Origin of the sequence: Chryseobacterium gleum, from assembly GCF_900636535.1 — a bacterium.
GTDB lineage: Bacteria > Bacteroidota > Bacteroidia > Flavobacteriales > Weeksellaceae > Chryseobacterium > Chryseobacterium gleum.
On sequence record NZ_LR134289.1, the window covers coordinates 2,899,782 to 2,920,989 of the forward strand.

The 21,208-nt window shown below is 32.0% G+C and carries 18 protein-coding genes, 7 tRNA genes and 1 other RNA gene; 5 read left to right on the forward strand and 21 right to left on the reverse strand.

Going from position 1 to position 21,208, the window contains the following annotated elements:
• Positions 1-5: 5 nt before the first annotated feature.
• The 12 genes from EL165_RS13195 to rpsU all read right to left on the reverse strand — a co-directional run bounded on the left by EL165_RS13195 (position 6) and on the right by rpsU (position 4,707).
• A complete protein-coding gene (locus EL165_RS13195; protein WP_002976398.1) occupies positions 6-1,370 on the reverse strand; it encodes a HAMP domain-containing sensor histidine kinase in 1,365 nt (454 codons plus the stop codon).
• Positions 1,371-2,051 carry a response regulator transcription factor gene (locus EL165_RS13200; RefSeq protein WP_002976395.1) on the reverse strand — a complete coding sequence of 227 codons (681 nt, stop codon included), beginning with the start codon at positions 2,049-2,051 and terminating at the stop codon, positions 1,371-1,373.
• 228 nt (positions 2,052-2,279) lie between these two features.
• Positions 2,280-2,351 (reverse strand) — tRNA-Thr (locus EL165_RS13205).
• Positions 2,352-2,393: 42 nt separating this feature from the next.
• Positions 2,394-2,466 (reverse strand) — tRNA-Gly (locus EL165_RS13210).
• 86 nt (positions 2,467-2,552) lie between these two features.
• Positions 2,553-2,633, reverse strand: a tRNA-Tyr gene (locus EL165_RS13215).
• A 19-nt stretch (positions 2,634-2,652) separates the two neighbouring features.
• A tRNA-Thr gene (locus EL165_RS13220) sits at positions 2,653-2,726 on the reverse strand.
• Between the two features lie 87 nt (positions 2,727-2,813).
• A tRNA-Gly gene (locus EL165_RS13225) sits at positions 2,814-2,886 on the reverse strand.
• Between the two features lie 88 nt (positions 2,887-2,974).
• A tRNA-Tyr gene (locus EL165_RS13230) sits at positions 2,975-3,055 on the reverse strand.
• A gap of 18 nt (positions 3,056-3,073) precedes the next feature.
• Positions 3,074-3,147: transfer RNA gene (locus EL165_RS13235), tRNA-Thr, on the reverse strand.
• A gap of 108 nt (positions 3,148-3,255) precedes the next feature.
• Positions 3,256-3,546, reverse strand: coding sequence for an HPF/RaiA family ribosome-associated protein (locus EL165_RS13240; RefSeq protein WP_002976393.1), 291 nt, complete (start codon positions 3,544-3,546; stop codon positions 3,256-3,258).
• Positions 3,543-4,430, reverse strand: a complete 888-nt coding sequence (locus tag EL165_RS13245; protein ID WP_041461583.1) for a tyrosine-type recombinase/integrase — start codon at positions 4,428-4,430, stop codon at positions 3,543-3,545. The genes EL165_RS13240 and EL165_RS13245 overlap by 4 nt, the downstream gene beginning before the upstream one ends.
• A gap of 79 nt (positions 4,431-4,509) precedes the next feature.
• A complete protein-coding gene (rpsU, locus tag EL165_RS13250) occupies positions 4,510-4,707 on the reverse strand; it encodes a 30S ribosomal protein S21 (RefSeq protein WP_002976389.1) in 198 nt (65 codons plus the stop codon).
• Positions 4,708-4,977: 270 nt separating this feature from the next.
• Between rpsU and ssrA the strand changes: the two genes are divergently transcribed.
• Positions 4,978-5,380, forward strand: a transfer-messenger RNA (tmRNA) gene (ssrA, locus tag EL165_RS13255).
• Positions 5,381-5,572: 192 nt separating this feature from the next.
• A complete protein-coding gene (locus EL165_RS13260; RefSeq protein ID WP_002976388.1) occupies positions 5,573-6,094 on the forward strand; it encodes a very short patch repair endonuclease in 522 nt (173 codons plus the stop codon).
• A 229-nt stretch (positions 6,095-6,323) separates the two neighbouring features.
• Here EL165_RS13260 and EL165_RS13265 read toward each other — a convergent pair whose 3' ends face one another.
• Genes EL165_RS13265 through EL165_RS13275 form a run of 3 tightly spaced genes read right to left on the reverse strand, consistent with a single transcriptional unit; the run spans position 6,324 to position 10,597 of the window.
• Positions 6,324-6,707 carry a hypothetical protein gene (locus tag EL165_RS13265; protein ID WP_002976386.1) on the reverse strand — a complete coding sequence of 128 codons (384 nt, stop codon included), beginning with the start codon at positions 6,705-6,707 and terminating at the stop codon, positions 6,324-6,326.
• Positions 6,708-6,723: 16 nt separating this feature from the next.
• Positions 6,724-9,375 (reverse strand): ATP-binding protein, encoded by a 2,652-nt coding sequence (locus EL165_RS13270; protein ID WP_002976384.1) that lies wholly within the window; start codon positions 9,373-9,375, stop codon positions 6,724-6,726.
• Positions 9,350-10,597 carry a DNA cytosine methyltransferase gene (locus tag EL165_RS13275; RefSeq protein WP_002976382.1) on the reverse strand — a complete coding sequence of 416 codons (1,248 nt, stop codon included), beginning with the start codon at positions 10,595-10,597 and terminating at the stop codon, positions 9,350-9,352. The genes EL165_RS13270 and EL165_RS13275 overlap by 26 nt, the downstream gene beginning before the upstream one ends.
• Positions 10,598-10,805: 208 nt before the next feature.
• Here EL165_RS13275 and EL165_RS13280 point away from each other — a divergent pair, with 208 nt between their 5' ends.
• Entirely contained in the window at positions 10,806-12,494 is a 1,689-nt protein-coding gene (locus EL165_RS13280; protein WP_002976380.1) for a hypothetical protein, read from the forward strand.
• A gap of 217 nt (positions 12,495-12,711) precedes the next feature.
• Here the strand turns inward: EL165_RS13280 and EL165_RS13285 are convergent, their stop codons facing one another.
• Positions 12,712-12,993 carry a helix-turn-helix domain-containing protein gene (locus EL165_RS13285; protein ID WP_002976378.1) on the reverse strand — a complete coding sequence of 94 codons (282 nt, stop codon included), beginning with the start codon at positions 12,991-12,993 and terminating at the stop codon, positions 12,712-12,714.
• 516 nt (positions 12,994-13,509) lie between these two features.
• Here EL165_RS13285 and EL165_RS13290 point away from each other — a divergent pair.
• Together EL165_RS13290 and EL165_RS13295 are read left to right on the forward strand one after the other, a co-directional pair.
• Positions 13,510-14,190, forward strand: a complete 681-nt coding sequence (locus EL165_RS13290) for an RNA polymerase sigma factor (protein WP_232529131.1) — start codon at positions 13,510-13,512, stop codon at positions 14,188-14,190.
• Between the two features lies 1 nt (position 14,191).
• The gene (locus EL165_RS13295) at positions 14,192-15,286 is read left to right on the forward strand and encodes a hypothetical protein (protein ID WP_002976373.1); all 1,095 of its coding nucleotides are present in this window, start codon (positions 14,192-14,194) and stop codon (positions 15,284-15,286) included.
• A gap of 234 nt (positions 15,287-15,520) precedes the next feature.
• Here EL165_RS13295 and EL165_RS13300 read toward each other — a convergent pair whose 3' ends face one another.
• From EL165_RS13300 to EL165_RS13320, 5 genes are all read right to left on the reverse strand, one after another.
• Positions 15,521-16,099: a hypothetical protein gene (locus EL165_RS13300; protein ID WP_002976371.1), complete on the reverse strand. Its 579-nt coding sequence runs from the start codon at positions 16,097-16,099 to the stop codon at positions 15,521-15,523.
• A gap of 163 nt (positions 16,100-16,262) precedes the next feature.
• Positions 16,263-17,108: a hypothetical protein gene (locus EL165_RS13305; RefSeq protein WP_002976369.1), complete on the reverse strand. Its 846-nt coding sequence runs from the start codon at positions 17,106-17,108 to the stop codon at positions 16,263-16,265.
• 126 nt (positions 17,109-17,234) lie between these two features.
• Positions 17,235-18,395 carry a hypothetical protein gene (locus tag EL165_RS13310; protein WP_002976367.1) on the reverse strand — a complete coding sequence of 387 codons (1,161 nt, stop codon included), beginning with the start codon at positions 18,393-18,395 and terminating at the stop codon, positions 17,235-17,237.
• 278 nt (positions 18,396-18,673) lie between these two features.
• Entirely contained in the window at positions 18,674-19,657 is a 984-nt protein-coding gene (locus EL165_RS13315) for a toprim domain-containing protein (RefSeq protein ID WP_002976366.1), read from the reverse strand.
• A gap of 267 nt (positions 19,658-19,924) precedes the next feature.
• The gene (locus tag EL165_RS13320) at positions 19,925-21,163 is read right to left on the reverse strand and encodes a primase-helicase family protein (protein WP_002976364.1); all 1,239 of its coding nucleotides are present in this window, start codon (positions 21,161-21,163) and stop codon (positions 19,925-19,927) included.
• Positions 21,164-21,208: the final 45 nt, after the last annotated feature.

Here is a 21,208-nt window from a genome sequence, read left to right on the forward strand (position 1 = left end):
TTAATTTATTTTTTAAAATATAGTGTAAACCTGTTTATGTATTCTTCAGGTGAAGAGTAGATGATATCTGCATCATGATATTCCAGGATTCTTTTGACAATTCTGAGTCCTAAACCTGATCCTGCAATATTCTGAGAATTGTTTCCTCTTGTGAAAGCTTCAAACAGTTTACTCTGCTCTTCTTCAGGGATGGTATTGCCATGGGAAATAACTTCAATGGAAAGATTATCATTTGTTTCGGTAATCAAAACTTTTACTTCTGTATTATCAGAATAAACGGCAGCATTTTTGAACAAATTGATAAAGACAATCACCAGGAGTGACTGGATTCCTTTTATCGTCAGAAACGCATTTTCGGAGCTGTCTTCATTAATCAGGAAATCCAGTTTAAGCTGTGGATAACTTTTTTCTACAGCCTCAAAAGCTTCAAAAATTACTTCATCAATTCTTACTTCTTCATAAATGCTCTGAATATTTTCTTTATCAAACTTTGTCAGCAGCAAAAGCGAATTGGTAAGATCTGACAACTGATAGATATCCCGTTGAATTTGTTTTAAAGAAGATAATGTTTCCGGTGAGTGTTCTTCGAATTTAATAAGATTCTCCAGCTGAAATGCCATTCTTGTAATAGGAGTCCGGATCTCATGCGAAGCACTTGCCGTAAAATCCTTTTGTGACTGAAATACATCATCCAGTCTTGCAATCATTGTATTAAAAGATTTTGCTAGAACGCTGACTTCATCATTAGATTGCTCAACAGGAATCTGTGTGGTCAGTTTATGAGCGGTAACCTCGGAAATTTCTTTGTTAAGGTCTTCCAGCGGACGAAGAAACTTCTCAACAAAGTAATAGCTGAAAAACCCAATAAGCATGGTACTCATCACATAAGCTGTAATCAAAAGATATTTCAGGTATCCCAGCTTGGATTTTCCGTTAGTATCAAAGGCGCTGGTAAGGATATAATAGTTTTCACCATTAATATTCCTGAGTGCTGCATAAATTTCCGGAACTGTTTTTTCGGTATAAATGATTTTCTTTTTATCCAGCTCTTTCAGCATGGCGCTGTCCCAGGTAACATTCCGATCTTTGATTGTACTGTAGATTAACTCTTTTTTCTCGTTGAAAATTAAGATTTTTTCATTCAAAAGAATATTATCAGAATTCTCATTAAAAAAAACGGGAGCTTCTTCTTCAAAGTCTTTGGATTTTGAGATAAAATGGGAAGTAAATTCAAGTCTCTGTCGGAACCGTTCTTTAAATTCATCTCTCCTGAAATCATTAAAAGATAAATAAATGACCGCCATCACCATTCCAAAAAGTAATGAAAAGGCGATACTGATCGTTAAAGCTATCTTTCTTTTTAAAGACATTTATAATGGACTTAGGTAGTATCCGAAACCTGAACGGGTGTGGATCAGTTTTATTTTAAAATCTTTATCAATCTTTTTCCTCAGAAAGTTGATATAAACTTCCACCGTATTGGTATTCGTATTGAAATTATGTTCCCAGACATGTTCTGTGATCTGCTGCTTGGAAACTGTTCTTCCCTGCGCCTCGGCAAGATAAACCAGCAGCTGGAATTCTTTTAGCGTAAGGGTTATTTCATTTCCTCCACGATACACCTTCTGTTCTGTCTTGTTAATAATAAGGTCATCAATTCTTAGAATATCCTGATCTGCATTATCAGAAGGAGCTTTTCTTCTCAACAATGAATTGATTCTTAAAAGAAGCTCTTCAAACTGAAAAGGTTTTACCAGATAATCATCAGCAAGCCTTGTAAAAGCATCTTTTTTATCAGAGATATCTCCATAAGCAGAAATGATAATGATTGGGGTATTTTTATCAAAAGAACGGATTGTCTGGCAAACATCAAGTCCGTTTATTTTAGGAACATTGATATCCAGCAGATACAGATCATAGGTATTATTTTTTATCTGGCGGAGAAAAGTCTCCCCGTCGTAGATCTTATCACAGTTAAAATTATTTGATTCTAAAAATCTGCAAAGCTCCGCAGACAGAATGAGATCATCTTCCAATAAAAGAATATTCATCAAAATTTATTTTACACGAATTTAAAGAAAATTTATGATTGTGATTCTAAAGGTGAAGCAAAAGTTTCAATGATGCCTGCATTTCGGTTTATCAATAGAAAGCTTATGAAGGATGGGAAATGATTTCTAGAATTTTTCCAATCAGATGTTTAACGATAAGCATCTGTAGACTGCCATTTTTTTTCCTGACGGGTAAAAAAAATCCCGAACAAATTCGGGAAAATGGAGAGCCAACTACGGGACTTGAACCCGTGACCTCTTCCTTACCAAGGAAGCACTCTACCGCTGAGCTAAGTCGGCATCAACTAAAAAAATCACACTAAGTAGCGTGATTTTTCGTTGAGCGGAAGACGGGGGTCGAACCCGCGACATTCAGCTTGGAAGGCTGACGCTCTACCAACTGAGCTACTTCCGCAATTTTGTTTCCAAAACTATTGGTAACGCTGTGCAAAACTAAGAAAACTTATTTAATCCTGCAAGTTTTTTTTATAATATAAAATGTGGGGAGAGCAGGATTCGAACCTACGAAGCCGAAGCAACTGAGTTACAGTCAGTCCCATTTAGCCACTCTGGAATCTCCCCTCATGTTTATATTAAAATGAGCCTCCAGAGGGATTCGAACCCACGACCCCGAGATTACAAATCACGTGCTCTGGCCAACTGAGCTATGGAGGCATTTTAATAAGGACTGAAAGCGATTGAGAAACTCTACTCTACACATTTCAGTGTTAAAAAAAATCACACCATAAGAGTGATTTTTTGAGCGGAAGACGGGGGTCGAACCCGCGACATTCAGCTTGGAAGGCTGACGCTCTACCAACTGAGCTACTTCCGCAATTTTGTTTCCAAAATTATTGGTAAACGCTGTGCAAAACTAAGAAAACTTCTTTAATCCTGCAAGTTTATTTTATAAAAATATAAAGTGGGGAGAGCAGGATTCGAACCTACGAAGCCGAAGCAACTGAGTTACAGTCAGTCCCATTTAGCCACTCTGGAATCTCCCCAAAGTTTTATATTTTATGAGCCTCCAGAGGGATTCGAACCCACGACCCCGAGATTACAAATCACGTGCTCTGGCCAACTGAGCTATGGAGGCAATATAAAAAAGAATTCAAAAGATCGCTGTTCCTTTTTTGCGAGTGCAAATATAGAACGGATTTTTTGAATTCTCAAATTTTTTATAAACTTTTTTTAACTTTTTTTCCTATGCCATTTCTTTTTTCTTGATTAATAGCTTTTTAGCAGTATCAACGCAAAGGTCCAGACTTTCTTCAAAACTTGTAGTAGTCTTCTTTACTACGATATCGTCTCCCGGAACCGCTAAAATAATCTCGGCTGTTTTATTCGCTTTATCCGAATTATTTTCAACTTTCAAAAATACCTTACACTCCTGAATCTTGTCGTAGAAGGTATCTAATTTGCTTACTTTTTTGTCGATGTGTGATTCTAGTGGTTCGTGTGGAGTTAAACCAATTGATTGTACTGAAATCTTCATAATTCTTCTTTTTTTGATGCTCGAGGGTGAGCCTGATTAAACACTTTTTTCAATTGTTCAATATTAGCATTCGTGTAGACCTGAGTACTGGCAAGACTGGAATGCCCTAATATTTTTTTCACTTTGGAGATCTCCGCCCCATTATCCAAAACGTGTGTAGCAAAGCTATGCCGAAGGATGTGAGGACTTTTTTTTTCTTTTGTTGTTATAAGACTAAGGTACTTATTAACTACCACATAAACAAATTTTTCGTTGAGTTTTTTCCCTTTCTTATTGACAAAAAAATATGATTTATATTCTGTCTGCGGATTTCTTATTTCAAGATAACTTGTAAGAAGTTCAGCCAGTTCACTGGATATGGGAACTACCCTTTCTTTATTCCCTTTTCCTATTATTTTTAATTCTTTTCCGTATAAGTCAACATTTTCAAATATCAGGCCACAAAGTTCAGCTTTACGCATGCCAGTCTGATAAAGAACTTCCATAATGCATTTTTCAAGCACATCATGTACCTGTTCAAAAACCCTATCATTCAGATCTGCCATTTCCTCTTTAGACATAGGAATCTGTTTTTCAGCATAAAACTTCAGGGAAGAAATCCCTTCAGTGGGAGAAACTTTAATTTCACCAATTTTTAAAAGAAAAAGATAAAAACTACGGAGAGAAGACAGCTTTCTATTAATGCTTCTCTTGGAAATATTATGTTCACTCAATTCGACAATGAAATTCCTGATAATTTTCTTGTCTGCTTTGGCTAAATTGTCGGAAGATTCTGTTCGGAGAAAGAAATGGGAAAAGTCTTCAAGGTCTTTTTTGTAGCTTGTGACAGTATGAGGAGAGTACCTTTTTTCGAATTCCAGGTATTCTAAAAACTTTTCCAGCATCATGGAGTATAAAAATAAAAATTCATTTCTCAAATATAAGAATTTAAGAAATGAATTAATATATGGTTAAGAAAAAATCTTAAGCCTGCTCTTCTTTGCTAAGTGTTCTTTGTTTGTAAGCAGCTTTTAGTCTAGCTTGTCTCAAAGTTACAGAAGGCTTAATAAACTGTTGTCTAGCTCTTAATTGACGAACTGTACCTGTTTTATCAAATTTTCTCTTGTATTTTTTTAAAGCTCTGTCGATGGATTCACCATCTTTTACTGGAATTATTAACATATTTTACATCTCATTTTGGATTGCAAAAATAGACATTTTTTATGAGAACACAAAATATATTACAATAAACCATCACCACTCTGCCCCGGATCTTCGAAAAACCGCCGTAATAAAGGACCTTAGCAGACAATAATATTTTTATCCACAATAACTTAATATTCAATTCTCACCTCCTTCAAGTAAATTTTTTAAACTCTGATTTCCATTAAAAACCATCTATATTAACGAAATATAAACAAAAAATACTATCTTTGCATTCACTTTATTCATGGGGTTGACTGGTTTCGACAGCAAGACGAATGGGTAAGTAAGCATGCAGAGAACCGTAGCGCGATCTCTATAATCCCTTGCTACAGAATTTTAACTGGCAACGAAGAGTTCGCTCTTGCAGCTTAATATCGAAGTATAGTAGATTCAAGCGTTTTCCCGAAGATTTCAGTAGGGAAGCAAGATATTCCACAAATGCTCTGTTCTGCGGCGTTTGATCCTGGGATATAGGAATGCGGAAATAAGGCTTTAGAAGCTTCGGCTAAAGCACGAAAACCTTAGAAGATAAGCCGGAAGTTGGGCGTCTGCTCTCTGCTTCCCGTCGAAAACCAATAGCAGAATAAGCATGTAGAAAGCTTATGTATTGCTTGTTTGGACGAGGGTTCGAATCCCTCCAACTCCACTTAAAACCCTGTAAATTATTAATTTACAGGGTTTTTTATTTTTAGGTGCCAATCTAGGTGCACATGATAATAGATAAGTTCCCACTCTTTTCAAAAATTAAAAATATTAAAATCTAGCAATCTCAAATTCCAAATAATTCAGTATTTACTCAATCTTCAAAAATTAATTGGTATATAATTAGTTACATTATAGTATGGACATTTGGAATAAGGAGAAAAGATCAAACGTAATGAGTAAGATAAAGTCTACAAATACTAGACCTGAATTGTTGTTAAGAAAATTCTTGTTTGCTAAAGGTATGCGATATCGTATCAATTACAAAAAGCTTCCTGGTAAACCAGATATAGTATTCCCTAAATACAAATTGATTGTATTTGTTAATGGTTGTTTTTGGCATGGCCACGAAGCTTGTAAAATTGCTCACATACCAAAAACAAATACTGAGTTCTGGAAACATAAAATAGATAAGAATATTGAAAGGGATTATAAAAATGTTCAAGACAATATTCTATTAGGCTGGAATGTTATAGTTATTTGGGAATGCGAAATTAATAGAAAAAATTTGGACAATGTTTATAATAGAATATTAAATGTAATTTCTGAAGATTTAGAAAATAGAACATTTAAAATTAAATTATATGAGGAAAATAAAAAAGCTATATTGAAAATTGGTGAAGATATTCTGACACTTACTAATAACGATTATAATCTTTAAATAAATTTATTTAAATAAAATATTAAATACGGAAGGAAAGCAGAAAAATTCAAAATATCTTTTTATTAAGCTGATCTTATAACTTCTTTGATGGACAATATTAAATATGATTATGCATTGGCATAATCATATTTAATATTTTTTCTGTGAAAATCATCAGAGTAAATTCTAAGCCTCAATTCATTAAATACTTATTAGAGAGTACTTAGTTGTTATTATTAATAAAAAATCATCTAATCATACTAAGTATTGCATTTTCTAACTCATCACCTTCCTTGGTAAAACATTGCACATGACACTTATATTTTTTTACAGTTTCTTGCAAATCATCCAATGTTTCCCCTCCCGAATAGTAAATTAGCATCACTTTAATATTTTCTGGTGTACTATCTAAAATCTCAATTAACTCATCACCAGTACTTGCGCCTAAGTCGTGATCAATCATAATTAGATCGGGGCTTATCATCATTAAATCTTGTTCAATACTATCACCATTTAGCCTGTGGCGTATTACCAAATTTCTTCCTTTTGTTTCTACTTTTGGTGCTAAATTATATTCAAATGAATCTTTATATTGCTGATCATCCTCATACATTAAAATTGTAAAATCCATATTATTTGTTTTTTTTCTAATTATTTTTTTTAAAAGTTATTATAAATTCCGCTCCGTCAGAATACTCTTTATTAATTTCAATTTTCGCATTCATTTTTTTTAATATTTCTTGTATGTGTGTCAATCCTAAACCAGAACCTTCAGTGGTCGTAAATGCGTACTCAAATATCTTATTCTGAATCTCCTTTGAAACTCCAATTCCATTATCTCTAAATCTTAATAATAATGTTTCAGTATTTGGGCTGTCAAAATCGACCTCGATCTTACCTTTAAAATTAATATTTGACTCATTTAATTTTTTTGCAGATATCGCCTTTTTTGAATTATTTATCAGATTATCTAAAACTATGGTAATTTCAAGTGGCTTAAATTTTGTCACAAAATCTTTCAAATCATTGTCATAAACAATAAAATCAATAGTGGATCCAAAAAACGGTTTGGAAATATTTATTAAATATTCTTCAATAAAAGCTTTTAAGTCTAAATACGAATCTTTAGAGTCTATTTTAAAATTAGCCTTTGTAGCAAATTTTGATATTGAATAAATCTTGTTCAATTCAAAATTAAGATTAGAAAAAACATCCTTCAACTGTTTATTTGAAATTTCAATATTATTTTCTAGTCTATAAATAGTTCCTTTAACATAATTTTGTATCGTTCCGGTTGAAATACCAATTAAATGCATAAGATTTACAATATCATCTAAATCTTGTGACTTTACCGATTTTAGGAAAAGATTTTGAGATCTTGTCTCATTGAGTTCATTTTTGGCTTTTTCAACTTCCGCATTCGCTTTAGCAAGCTCATCCTTTGCAGAGTTTACTTCATCAGCTGCCTTTTTTGATTTTTCTTCTGCCTCTCTTTGTTTTAGCTGAGCGTCTTCTAACTCTTTTCTGAGCTGTAAAATTATATTAGATTGTTCTTTATTTCGGTTTTTATATAATTGCAATTGTAATATACCATGAGAAGTCGCTTCATTCATTGTAAAGCGATTTAAAGAATTTAATTCTTTTTCTAGTGCTTTGTCTTGTTCCGCTTTTCGTAAAAGTATTTGATTTAAAGAATCAATATCTATTTTATGTTTCTCAAAATCATCTAAAATTCTTTCAAATTCTTTTTCAGAATTTTCTTTTTCTATTTGAATTTTTTCTAAAATAAGCTCCTCATTTATATATAATTCTAAGACAGTATCCGCACGAGCACCAATAATATTATGTATACTTTCATAAACCCTATTTCGTTTGACATCAGCTTCTTCTCTAAATAATAAATCTTCTTCCTTTGTTTCTCCTGAAATGATTTTTTTTTCTATTTCAGCTATCTTATTTTTTAATTCCTCTGGAATACTATCCCAATCTAGACCTTCAACCACATATCTTTCTAATCTACGAAGCGTTTTAAAAAAATAGCTTTTGTTATCATCCCTTAAAGTTAACGCCTTATAATTTTCATTTTTAACAATACCTTCTCGACTCGAAACTATCTGAAAGTCATTATTATCATCTAAGATTTCTATACGTCCAACAAATTCTCTCAAACCAATAAATCTTGCAAAACCCTGAGCTTTTCTCTGATCTATTCCCAACCAATCATTCCCGACTTCACCATATGGTGGTATTCTAAAACCGTTTATAAATAAAAATATTGATCCATAATCAACCGATCTAATTCCAGTTTGTTTAGTAAAAAAAGCTTTTGCATAAGGATTGAGATAATACAAAGTAATACTTGCATTTTTTATTAGAGGGTAATATTCATTTAATTCCTTGATCCAAAAAATCGTTTCACCTTTATCTTTTAATTCCGTGTAAATAACACTACCATTCTCAATGATAGAACTTTCGATACTTGTGCTTTGAAAATCTAATTTTTCAAAAATTGTATTTTCAACCTGTCCTAAAAATTTTTTATGGCCCTCAAGTAAACTATTTTCAGATTCAAATTCTGGCGCACTGATAAAAATGCCAAAATCATTTTTTTCGAATGCCTGATTTGGATTAATTAATTTTTCTAAATATTTTTTTAAATTGGTAAACTTTTCAGTGTCCCAAAAAGTATTACCATCTTTATCAGTTTCAGAATAAACCCATTTACTCCTTAATTTAATAATTTCCAAAACTACTCCATGGTTTGAGATATCAAATCCTAATAAATCAAATTCACTTTTATTTAGAAAAGAATAATCTAAGATTATTTCATTAATTTCCTTTTTTATATCATTGACCTCAAATAATTTCCAATCAATACTTAATTTTAAAAATTCATTATCTGCACCTGTTTTAGTATAGAGATTCAAATATTCCCCTAGGCGGTCACAAGAAAATCTACCAACTCCCTTTGCCCCCGCCATCATCCTATTGTATTGATGATTATTTTCTTTTTTCTCAGAATAGGCTATATTTAACCATTTATTCTGGATGTCGGTAAAATTCATACCGACTCCATCATCTTCAATAATAATTCTCGAAGTATTTTTAGAAAATTGTTCGACACTTAAATCATCATTTTCTTTCAAATTCTTAAATGTGACTTTAACTTTTTTAGCATCAGCGTCAAATGAGTTCTTAACTAATTCTAAAATCGCAATATTATCATCATTAATAAGATCTTTTCCAATGATGTTTTTAATTTGGATATTTGTTTTAAAATGTAAATTCTCTCTGCTCATTTGGTATTAGTAATTTTATTAATGAAATACCAGCTTGTTCTGCAAACAATGGTGGAATAGCATTTCCTATTTGAGTATATCGTGGAACCTCCTGCGTTCTCCTTTTTCCACCAGTTGTATATTTACCTTGAAATTCGTACCAATCAGGAAAGGACTGTATACGCGCATATTCTCTAACCGTAAGTATACGAGGTTCAGAATAATGGATATAATCATCCGGCAAAGTGGTAATTGTAGGACTTTTACTGTCACCACATAATGGAATTATAGTATGTTTTTTTAAATTGTATCTTTCACGGACATCTTTACTTACATCTAAATTTCTACGATTAGTTGATAAATCAAGTATAACTTTAAACCTTTCAGATGTTGCGGGAGTATGTTTGGGGAATCTATGACTATCAGCTATTTCACGTCGTATCCATTTACGCATGTATTTTTGATAAGAAGACTGTTGTTGACCATATTTCCCTGCTTGGAAATTTTTTGTATCTGGCGACTCCTGTGTACCATTTGATCTAAGAAGATCAGAAATAGCATCTTGTAAATTGGTGTCTTTTGATAACCCTCTTTTTTCCAGAAAACTAAAAGATTTAGATTCAAGAGATGAAAAAAAGTTATCCACTATTTCCTGAGAAGAATTTACAATATCGTTTCTGACTCCAATAAGTATAAATCTGGTTCGTTTCTGTGGAACACCATAATCGCCAAAATTTACTAGCTTACCTTTGACATAATATCCAAGGTTTTGTAATTTTTGTGTTACAACCGAAGAGTATGCGATGCCCTTTTCTTTATTTTTTTTGAACTCCATAGTAAAGCCTTTGACGTTCTCAAAAAAAATGACTTTTGGCATAACATATTCGACGAATTTAATATATGAATTTATCAAGTCATTACGTTCATCAGTTTCATTTCGTCTGCCCGCCATTGAAAAGCCTTGGCATGGAGGCCCCCCAGCAACCAGTGAAACACTACCCCTCAAAGACTTTAAATTTTTCTTGTAAGTTCTCAAGACAGAATTTATATCGTGATTCTTTTTAGGCAACCATTCTGGCCAATCAAAATGTTTTTTTTTATTTATTAAATTGTGTTCTAATGTTTTGAAAGCATCTGGATTTTTTTCTATTGCGAATAAACCATTCCAACCTGCGTTATGTAGCCCTAAAGAAAGGCCCCCACAGCCTGCAAAAAGATCGATATATAGGTTGTTAGTTTTCATGTATACAAAATTCGTTTAATATACAAAAGTATTTAATAACTTTTTAAAATAAAAGATTTTTTTTTAATGGAGTAAAGCAATTCATTAACTACAATATTTACCTCATTCTCAAGTAATCTACATGTCTACAAGTTAATGATAAATACATTAAATTTAAATTCCAACATCTGAATTAAATAAGTTTTAATATCTTGGTTAAAACAAAATAATGACACCAACAGATGAAATAACTTTACTATTAGAAGAGAACAGCAAAATAATTGGAACTACCTATACAGGCTCTCCGTATATGGCGATACAAAATATTATTCGCTGTATAGATACAATTCTGCCATTTTATATGCACTCTGAAGAATTATCAGATGAACAAGTTAAAGTTTATAGAAAATTAGTTGAATATGGTTGGCCAAGGCTTTTAAAACCTTATTATTTTAATATTGATATTAACAAGCACTTACCGTTTGCAATTATGACAGACGAGTCAGTAGGCTGGACGACATCAAATATTATTTATTGCGGTAAAATTGAATTATGCAAACAATTAATTTCCTATGATAAAGCTGGTTTAATAAAATTTGAAAAAGTAAATAATCAACATTACACATTTAGATTTATTAATAGTAATAATGATATTGAATCTTTTGATAGAGATAGTTTTGATTTTTTTGTAGACAAGATTGCTAGAAGATTTGTCGAAGAAAAAAGAAAGACAAAATATTTTAATGTAAAAAAGATAAAAACAGATTTCAGAAAACTACTCCTTAATCCTTTCGGTCAGTTGATAAGTTATGATACTACTCCTGAAATTGACGATTACTATAATGAAGAGGGTCATTATAGGCTTTTGATGATGCAGGGATATGATGATTTTGACAATAAAGATATTTTTGGAGGAATTGAATATTGGAAGTATGTAACGATTGTAGAGTTAATTGTAGGAGTTGGAATAAAGCATACCGACGCCTGTTTTATGTTAAAAGAAGAAAATCCTAAAGTATTACTTGAAAATCTTCTAACATATACACAGCCTAAACAAAAAGCAATTAGTGATTATGCTGACTATATGGATTGGTCAGAAGATGAGATAAAACAAATATTTGAAGCAATAACATTGACGAAAGACAACTTTGATTATTACCTGGAGTATCCTTGTACACCGCCACCAATATTTATTGAAGTCGGAGGCGAATTATTAATAAGATCTATTTCAGGTTGTTTTTCAAATCCTTTTTCAATTTTAAACAGGGAACTTAAACGTAAATATAAAAAGGATTATGATAAAGCTGTAAATAATAGAGAAAACAGATTCAGAAATGAATTGTTTAAATTGTTTCCGCAAAATAATGTTATTAAAGTTCCAAAAGAAATAAATATTTCTTTCAATGGAATTAGAACAGATATTGATGCAGTTGTTTTCGATGAGGCGACGGGAACATTAGGACTTTTTCAATTAAAATGGCAGGATCGATATGGTTATTCTATGAAAGAACGTTATAGCAGAATATCTAATCTATTTCCTAAAGCTAATGAGTGGATTGCGAAAATAAAAAAGTGGATTTCATTAAATGATAGTAATACTTTACTTAATGCACTACAGATAGAAAAAAAACTTAATACTAAAACTGAGATAAAAGAAATATATTTATTTATCGTATCCCGAAATCAGATGAATTTCACAGGTGTAGATCTTGACGAAACAGTTGCCTGGACTTCTTGGTATCAATTAATAGAAAGCTTAGCAAGCGTAAAAACATATTTTAATGATCCCATACGTGAAATGTTTTTAAAAATTAAAACGTTACATCCTGCTAAAAGATCTGAGAAGGAAAGCAAACTTAATACTGATGAGGATTTTATTATAAGATTTGATAATTTGACTATATCTTCTAAACCTTAACCAATTTTTATAGGTATACAAAGCGAATTCTTTTGTTAATAAATAAGCTTTCAAAGGGATTTGCAGCATCAAGTTTCATAATACACTGCGAAGAGGATCACTTAAAAATAAGTATTAGCAAAATTCTCAATACAAACAACTAATATCTTTTTGCTAGTTCTTCTCTCTCAATGATAATAGTTATCTTCTTTCCTAAAATCAAAATTACCAACTCATATCAAGATTTTTTATTTTGGATTTCTTTAATATCGTATTTCTTATCTCGGATCGGCTCATCAGGAAGAAAATCCTTAATGGAGCATCCTAATGCTATTGCAATTAGATTTAGATGGATCAAATTATATTTTGCTTTTTTAGATGGAGCTTCTATCTGTGAAATAAATCCAATATTCTTCCCAATAGAAAGTGAGAGCTCCTCTTGGGTGACATTCTTTGATTCTCGTATTTCTTTAACACGTTTTATAACATATCTTTCTATTTCTTCTAATGATTCATTCATAAACCAAAGTGAATGAAAAACATCAAAAAAAATTATGTACTATAGTACATAATTTAGAAAATATTTTTATATTTGTAAAATAAGTTATTGAAATGTAACTTTGCGATACTTCAAAGAAATATAGAAGCTATTGCTTAGAATCTCGAACTGAAAACTGGTAATTTTTAATATGCGAGAGGATAAGTAAAGTAGCTCACGACCTAGGCGTGAGCTCACTTATCTGCATATAAGGTATACCAGTGCCCCAGTTCGGATATGTTGAGTTTCACGCCATTTATTTTGGGCAATATGCAGTGAGATAGTGCATAAAGTGGTACAGATAATTCATTCGGATATCTAAGCAATTTCTTTTAGCAATCAATAAGCTGAAAAATACCGCTTATGAAAAGAACAAACTCACCACCCTTAAAACTAACTGATTTTCAGTTATATAAACTACTGAAAAAAGGCAATCCATCCTCATTAGAACATATCCATTTACGGTACAAACGACTCCTTTTCTGGATAGGAAAACAAATGCTTGAGGATGATTTTGCCGTGGAAACGCTGGTGCAGGATACATTTCTTAAACTCTGGTTACACCGTGATTCGATTGAGACTCCAAATCATATTCTTGGCTTTTTACGGTTTGTTCTGAAAAGAGACTGCATAACTTATTTCAATACTCCGAAAAATAAATTCGCTCGCCTAACAGCTTCACTTGAAAGTTTTGAGAACTATCAGGATTATATTGTTGGATATGATCCTGTGCAAGACAAAGAACATCTTCTTCGTCAGGAATCAGATCAGAAAAATTTTGACGAAGTCAATAAGGTTTTAAAGGTGATAAGCCCCAAAAGAAAATACCTGATCGAACTTTGCCTTCAATATGGCTTTCAGTACAAACCTATTGCAGAAGCAATGGGAAGCAGTGTCAAAGATATTAGCAATGAGGTAACTAGGGCAATAAATGATTTAAGAAAAATCCTAAGGGAAAATTCTAATGACGAGCCACCAATTAAATCTAAAAAAAATGAGGTTAAACAAAATGAACTCAGCGGTCAGCAAATTGAAATTATAAAAAGAAGATTTAGGGAGAAATCTTCTTTTGCAATCATTGCACGGGAGCTCAAACTTTCTGAGAAGGAAGTCCATCAGGACTTTCTTTATGCTTATCAATATTTACAGAATCAAAACAACTCTGAAATAACTATTTGATATGGAAAAATCCACGATGACACTGACCCGAAAAATTCAGTTGATGATTGATCTACCGTCAGATAAAAAAAATGAAATGTGGGAAAAACTCTACCGATATCAGAACCTATGTTTCCGAGCCGCAAACTTAATCGCTTCCCATTTGTATGTTCAGGAAATGATCAAAGATTTCTTTTATCTTACAGAAGAAATACAATATAAGTTAGCTGATGAAAAAAAAGATGAGATGGGAATGTTTAACCGTTCGAAAACTGGCACTACGGCACGAATGGTATTTGACCGTTTCAAAGGAGAAATCCCAACAGACATTTTGGGAAGCCTGAACAACACGATTCAATCAACTTTCTCCAAAAACAAAGCTGATTATTGGCAAGGAACAAAATCAGTTAGAAATTACAAAAGAGACATTCCGATCCCGCTTCCGGTCAAATGCATCAGCAAAATGAAATATGATCCCGATAAAAAAGCTTTTTGCTTCAATATGTTTGCGATTCCTGTCAAAACATACCTAGGAAAAGATTATACTGATAAGCGAGTGACAATGGAACGCCTGTTAAAAGGAGACATAAAGCTATGCACATCACAAATTCAACTGAAAGACAGGAAGATCTTCTGGCTTGCAGTTTTTGAATTCAAAAAGGAAGAGAATCATTTAAAACCCGAAATCATTGCGGAAGCCTCCTTGTCTCTGGAACACCCAATAGTTGCAAAAGCTAACAATTTACGAATCAATATTGGCTCAAAAGAAGAGTTTTTGTATCGAAGGTTAGCGATTCAGGCAAGTCAAAAAAGGATTCAAGACGGTATCGCCTACGCACGCTCAGGAAATGGATCCAAACGCAAACAAAAGGCATTGTACAAAACAGAGAATCTTGAAAGTAGATATGTAACTCACCGACTTCATATGTATAGCCGAAAGCTTATCGATTTCTGCGTACAGCAACAAGCTGGCACATTGATCCTTAAAAATCAGGAGGACAAAATTGGGATTGCAAAGGAACAGGAATTTGTGCTTCGCAATTGGAATTATTATGAATTGCAGACCAAAATAAAATACAAAGCTGAAAAAGCAGGTATTGAATTAATTATTGGATAGCTGAAAAATATCGAGGGTGCTTGTACACCCGTAGGGTGAGGTCTTGGACACTCACTAAATACTCTTGTAGCATATACAACGGCGTGGGCTCTTTTACAAAGAAAATATGAATTGGCGACTTCATTAAATAGACCCCTTTAATTTTGAGGATCTTGAAAAACACAACTTCTCAATTAATTATAAGAAAGAGGCGGTATTATTTTGTAGCATAGAATATTTTAGCAGAAATCTTTATTAGATTTCATATCCATAATTTTTTAGCATTTTGATAACTTGACTGTATTCATATCTCTTTATAAAAAGCCATAATTTTTCTATATAGATGGGATTTTTATTTGCCCTATTTTTATCGCCAATTAGCCCCATCCAGTAAATGATATATGGCTTAAGATCTTTGGTTGTAAAAAGGTTATTATCAATATAATTTTGTAAAGTTGATAGACGAACTAAGAATTCGTCTATACTTTTTCGAATTATAGTTTCTTCATCGTTGAATTCGGAATTTGGAGAAACTGACAACGAATTTTCTAAATGAGTTTCATCAACAAAAAATATTGATCTTTCTTTATTGCTTGGAATTTCATTCTCATAAAGTGGTATATCAATTCGATTCCAATCTAGAATGAGAAGCGCTTTCTTTACATCTCTATCTGAGAAAAAATCCTTCATTTCTTTTGCTAAAAATTCATTTCTCTTCCATTTTTGTGATTTTGAATATTCTAATAGTGCTTTTACTGCCAAAACAATAGTTGTTATAAAAGTTGCTATTTTTATAAATTTTTCAAAATCTAAATTTTCTAAATAATCACACATTTTTGTTAAGATTTCTACTAATTAAATTATCTCAACTGATTCTTTAACTGATTTCATTTTTTCTATTGTAAAAAATTACACAAAACTTTCTTGATATTTTACATTTGTAGGATTTTCAAAGCCGAAATTTCCAGTCAAAACAACAAGTTTCGATAAAATAATACTACAAAAATTTGTTATCAGACTCCTTCTTTAAAATATTTTCTTTAAACTTTTCAGCAAAATCGTTTACATGACTTTCCAGATATTCTTCTAAAAATTCTTTAGAAATAAAATCAATTAGGTATTTATTATTTTGTTTTTTAGATTCAATTTCTCGAGTAAATGAAATATACCCAATTTCATTCACTTTACTTTTGTCTATATGAGAATCTATTGAAAATATCTTCGAATTTAATACTACAATTGGAAAATAAATAATATAGTTTTTCCAAGTTTCACTTCTAATAGCTATATCTTTATTTTTATAGTAGTCTAAACTTTTACTTAATGGCATTAATATAGAGTCATAAATTCCATCATGAAATGCGTTCCATTCTTTGTTTTTTTGAACAAGCTTACAGAATTGTACTGCTTTGTAATCTTTAATACTATATGGAAAGATTTCATTTATATTATAATACATAAATCCATCTTTTCTATAAAATGAATTTTTTTGCCCATCTACAGGAACCATATATTCTGCCGCTGGATACAGAAAGTTAGGAGGAGAATAATTCTTATCAATTTTACCTTTATTACGGGTTATAAAAACAAATGGGTTTTTGTTATTCTTACACTCACATAATATTCTTATACCGATTGAAATTTTATTCTTTTCATCATAAAAAAATCTCTTATAACCTGTTACATCTAATTCTCTTGATCTTTCTTCTTCACTGTCTTTAAATGCAGAATTGGTTTGAATATTAAATCCGAATTTTTCAATAACAAATCCGATTTCTTGTTCAAATAAATATCCAGATTCATTGATCGCTTTTAGGATATCTTCTTCTGTTGGCGTATTCATAAAATGTAAGATAACTTTGAGATTTATTTATTACTAATAACTTTCTAAGAGCTTTTTCTATTGCTAATATAATGATTTAATTTTTAGATGCTTCATATCCTAAGTTTCCTTTGGGCTTTAGTCTAATCAAAATTTTCTACCTTTTTTTTTCTTCTGAATTGGAATATCTTCATTATTATAATTCAGATTTTCATTTCCAAAACGTAATAATGATAAAAATCTAACACTATTTTCTGAATCTTTAAAGATCTCATTAAATGCTGAAAAAGGAATATTATTTTCTTTACTTACTTTTTCTGCTATCTTACCCATTTCAGAGATCAGAGTTTCTCTGTCAGATCTTTCAACTCTGGGATATCTATATCTTTCAAATTTGATCTCTCTTTCGAGAATATTGGTGACAGAATCTAAATATTTTTTCTTTTCTGAAGCAAAGACGTTTGGATCAGTCAACAGCACAGAGATTTTATTTTCAAATAGTTGAACTTCTTTCTTAGAGTTATCAATCTTTGTACTGAGTTCGAAAATTTGCTTGGACTTAGTTTCCAATTCTGTTTTATTTTTTTGAATTATACTTCTGTAGCTTCGAAATGCTTTTTCATAATTCGCAATGGTCTTGTCTGTCTTAATTTTTATAAAACCTAGAAAATCATTTTCCTTTACAACCAGCTCCTCCGATTTAGTCGAACTCATTTCAGATTTCAATATATTGAATCTTTCTTCCAAAACTTTGAGATCTTCTTCTTTCTGCTGAATCTTAAACTCAATTGCTTCCAATCTTCCTCTTGAACCTGAAATTCCTCTTTCCATATTCAGGCATTCTGCTGTCAGATCCTGCATTTTTGAATAATGGTAAGATTGATGCTTAAGTGTTTTACCAGTTCCCAAATCTTGCCAGTCAGCTACTAAATGAGCGTGATAATTCGGTTTCCATTCTTTCGTGTCTTTATCGGTGTGTCCTTCGTCTTTATGAATAGCAATTTGAAAAACACGGATTTTCAGTTCATCTTCCAGTCTTTTTGCCAAGTTTTGAAGTTCCAACATCGTTGTATTTTCTTTGATAACAACTACAGCTTCCCGAACTGGCATTGCATTCTTTTGCAATTTTCTTCCTGACTTAGCTTTGCAATATGCTTCAATCTTTTGCATTCTATCAGATATTTTCTGTTCTAACCAATATTCATTGTTTGGTGTCAGATCTTTACGGATGTAGTCGAAAGTTTTCTTTCTGAAATTATGAGTTTCAGAGTCCGATTTGACTGCTTTGAAATTAATTGAAGTCTTCATTAGTTTTCATCTTTTAAGTTTGTGCTATATGTTTCCAATCAAAACTGTTGTATAAAAATTATACAGCAATTAATTTTACCTGTGCATTTTTTACGCACCTTCGTTAATAGACCTGCGTATTTTTTATACAGGTTGGTACCAGTCAACCTTATCCTATCTTACTCAGGTTAAAGCCTCGCAGAGCGTATTTGAAACTTTGTTGGGAGGAACGACCTTCAAAGTTGCGAATGCGCTCCTAACTTCTGCGGGTAGTTGGAAAAAACATACAGCACGCTTTATCAACGCTTCATTTTAAAACTATTTGAGTTTCTAATTTCCGGTTCCCGCTTTATCTCTTCTAATTTATCAGGCTCAGGAAATTTTTCAGATTGTTTTCCTGATTTATCAGCTACATCATTTTTTATTCGATGTATCAAAAATTCGTTTAGATCTTTATGGTTGGAATAAATTCCGGAATGATCTTTGGCTTCCGGAAATGATTTTATAATCTGAGATTTACATTTAATTCCCGCATTATCGTTGTCGAGAAACAGATTGATATCAGAGTAGTTTTTCAAACATTCTATGGATTTGTTTAAAAGAGCAATGGAATTCATTACGAGAATATCTCCTGCGAAAGATCTCTGCATTTCTACAAAAGACAAGGCATCCATAAAGCCTTCAAAAACTGCTGCACTTTTGATATTTTTAACTTCAACACTTGATATGTCCTGTAAACCACAATTGAGATTAATTATTGAAATATCCTTTTTCAACAATGACCCTTTATAAAAAGAATTACGAAGCTCAAAGCCTCCGGATAAATTTTCAAAGCCAATTGCGTAGAGTTCCTTTTCTCCGACTGTAAATCGCACCTCTTTTATGTAATCATAGATTTTAGGACTCAATCCACGCTCCTGTAAATATTTTTTCAGGTTTGGATTTTCTAAATTCAGCATTTCTGTAATTCTGTAATTTGGTTCCGACTTTTTGATCTGTGCTTGCTGATGAAAAGAAGAAAAATTTTGTTTTTGCGCCCAGTCCAGAACTCCATTGACCGAAGTGTTCAAATATTTTTTCATAAAGTCGGTATTGTTCCCGCCGATACCTTCTGAATGGAGATACCAGGCATTAATCCTTTTATCTAATTTAAAAGAGGCTTGGGATTCGCTGGCAAAGGGGTTGAGATACCAAGCTTCTTTTTCATTTTGTTTCGTTGGAAGGTGTCCGAGAGAAAGGAGGACTTCTTGCAACGATATGCTGTTGAATTGTTTGCAGTTCATTTTTGTAATTTTTAATGTTTTTTAGTGATTAATAGTAGATGTCCTTTCAGTTCAGGCGGAAGAGTTTAGTTTTGACTAATTTTTGATGAATTGATGAGAAAACCATATAAGAAACTGAATAATAATAAATTGCACTATCATCAAAGTCTCATCATCTCAGCAAAGTAGAAATGTTCTTCTCATCATCCTCTCATCAAAAATCAAGGTTTAAAAATTTGATGAGGCTTTTGATGAGATCTAACTAATTGATTTTATTTTCTTTATCAATTAATTCATCATTTCATCAAATCTTTGAAGAATAAAATTCCTATCTATTGTAAAATACCGTCCTGTTTTGTTCTGTTGGAAAAAATTTAAACCATGATCAAGATCGTATTTGATGTAAGCCAAAGAATTACTTTGTGGTTCGAGTTTCCAGTTTTCTTTCAGTATTTTCCGGACATCGTTGACTGTCCAGTATTGTTTGCTGAACATCTTGCCAAGCATATTGAAAATGTCCTGAGGAATACAATGGATTTTGCTGTCTTCAGTACTTTCGAAAAACTCATATAAAAGTTCGATGATCTTGGATTCCAGTTTGTTATTATTTTTCCACACCAGTTTCTGAAGAGCCTTTGTTCTGATCTGGGAGTCTGTGAACCACATCCTTGTCTCCTTACGACTGTGGAAAGGTCTTTGAATTAAGTATCGAAGAAAATAAGGGATCTCTTTGTTGAGATTTTTTAGAAATTCGGTGTTTTCGCTTTTGATTGATTTTACTTTGATGATCCAAAATCTGATCTCATTTTCATCGATCTGAATGAAGTTATCTTCATTATTGGAACAGAGAATAAATTTGCCAAAGAATTCGACTTCTTCACGGTCTTTTCCCTTTGCCTCCTTTTTGTCTTTGTCAGTAGTAGAAAGATATTTTAAGCGTTCAGTGATTTCTTTTTTATCAAAGAATACCTCATCAATTGCAACAATCAGCATTGAAGTCCAATCTGAATTGAACTGACTGCTGAATGAGTCTCCTTTGATGTAGGTCATATTTAATCCGAAGATAGATTTCAACCATTTGATAAAAGTTGATTTTCCAGTAGCTCTTTCTTTACTTACCAAGCAAAGAATTGGAAGTATCTGCGTTGGATGTTCAAGCAATATCTTTATGTAATCTAGGCCTAGCTCCAATTGCTCTCCGAAAATATGCTCCATAAATTTTAGTGAGAATGGAATTTTGTTTTCTAAATCTTCAGGACTTATACTTTCATTGATTGGTTGATAAGGAATTTCATTGTACATATTGTAGAATCCGTCGATGATCTGCTTATAATTAAGATGAGAAGGAATACAGCAGAAGCCATCATATTTTGAAACTTTTGAAACGTAGATTTTTCCGTGATCGCTAATAATTGTTTCACGGTTCCATCGTACCAAAATTGAAATTTTGTCTCCTGAGATCAATGGTTTCTCGATAGTCTTATAATAGGTTATCCCTACTCTGAGGTATGGAATTTTTTCGCTCATATTTTAAAGGTTTGGTTCCGTACATGAAATGCGGAAGGGTGAATT

Bases quoted from the DNA above. Each gene is read 5' to 3' on its own strand.
- EL165_RS13310 (WP_002976367.1), bottom strand. From the start codon at position 18,395: ATGAAGACTTCAATTAATTTCAAAGCAGTCAAATCGGACTCTGAAACT.
- EL165_RS13295 (WP_002976373.1), top strand. From the start codon at position 14,192: ATGGAAAAATCCACGATGACACTGACCCGAAAAATTCAGTTGATGATT.
- EL165_RS13245 (WP_041461583.1), bottom strand. From the start codon at position 4,430: ATGCTGGAAAAGTTTTTAGAATACCTGGAATTCGAAAAAAGGTACTCT.
- EL165_RS13320 (WP_002976364.1), bottom strand. From the start codon at position 21,163: ATGAGCGAAAAAATTCCATACCTCAGAGTAGGGATAACCTATTATAAG.
- EL165_RS13315 (WP_002976366.1), bottom strand. From the start codon at position 19,657: ATGAACTGCAAACAATTCAACAGCATATCGTTGCAAGAAGTCCTCCTT.
- EL165_RS13240 (WP_002976393.1), bottom strand. From the start codon at position 3,546: ATGAAGATTTCAGTACAATCAATTGGTTTAACTCCACACGAACCACTA.
- EL165_RS13300 (WP_002976371.1), bottom strand. From the start codon at position 16,099: ATGTGTGATTATTTAGAAAATTTAGATTTTGAAAAATTTATAAAAATA.
- EL165_RS13260 (WP_002976388.1), top strand. From the start codon at position 5,573: ATGGACATTTGGAATAAGGAGAAAAGATCAAACGTAATGAGTAAGATA.
- EL165_RS13275 (WP_002976382.1), bottom strand. From the start codon at position 10,597: ATGAAAACTAACAACCTATATATCGATCTTTTTGCAGGCTGTGGGGGC.
- EL165_RS13280 (WP_002976380.1), top strand. From the start codon at position 10,806: ATGACACCAACAGATGAAATAACTTTACTATTAGAAGAGAACAGCAAA.
- EL165_RS13265 (WP_002976386.1), bottom strand. From the start codon at position 6,707: ATGGATTTTACAATTTTAATGTATGAGGATGATCAGCAATATAAAGAT.
- rpsU (WP_002976389.1), bottom strand. From the start codon at position 4,707: ATGTTAATAATTCCAGTAAAAGATGGTGAATCCATCGACAGAGCTTTA.
- EL165_RS13270 (WP_002976384.1), bottom strand. From the start codon at position 9,375: ATGAGCAGAGAGAATTTACATTTTAAAACAAATATCCAAATTAAAAAC.
- EL165_RS13305 (WP_002976369.1), bottom strand. From the start codon at position 17,108: ATGAATACGCCAACAGAAGAAGATATCCTAAAAGCGATCAATGAATCT.
- EL165_RS13290 (WP_232529131.1), top strand. From the start codon at position 13,510: ATGCTTGAGGATGATTTTGCCGTGGAAACGCTGGTGCAGGATACATTT.
- EL165_RS13285 (WP_002976378.1), bottom strand. From the start codon at position 12,993: ATGAATGAATCATTAGAAGAAATAGAAAGATATGTTATAAAACGTGTT.
- EL165_RS13195 (WP_002976398.1), bottom strand. From the start codon at position 1,370: ATGTCTTTAAAAAGAAAGATAGCTTTAACGATCAGTATCGCCTTTTCA.
- EL165_RS13200 (WP_002976395.1), bottom strand. From the start codon at position 2,051: ATGAATATTCTTTTATTGGAAGATGATCTCATTCTGTCTGCGGAGCTT.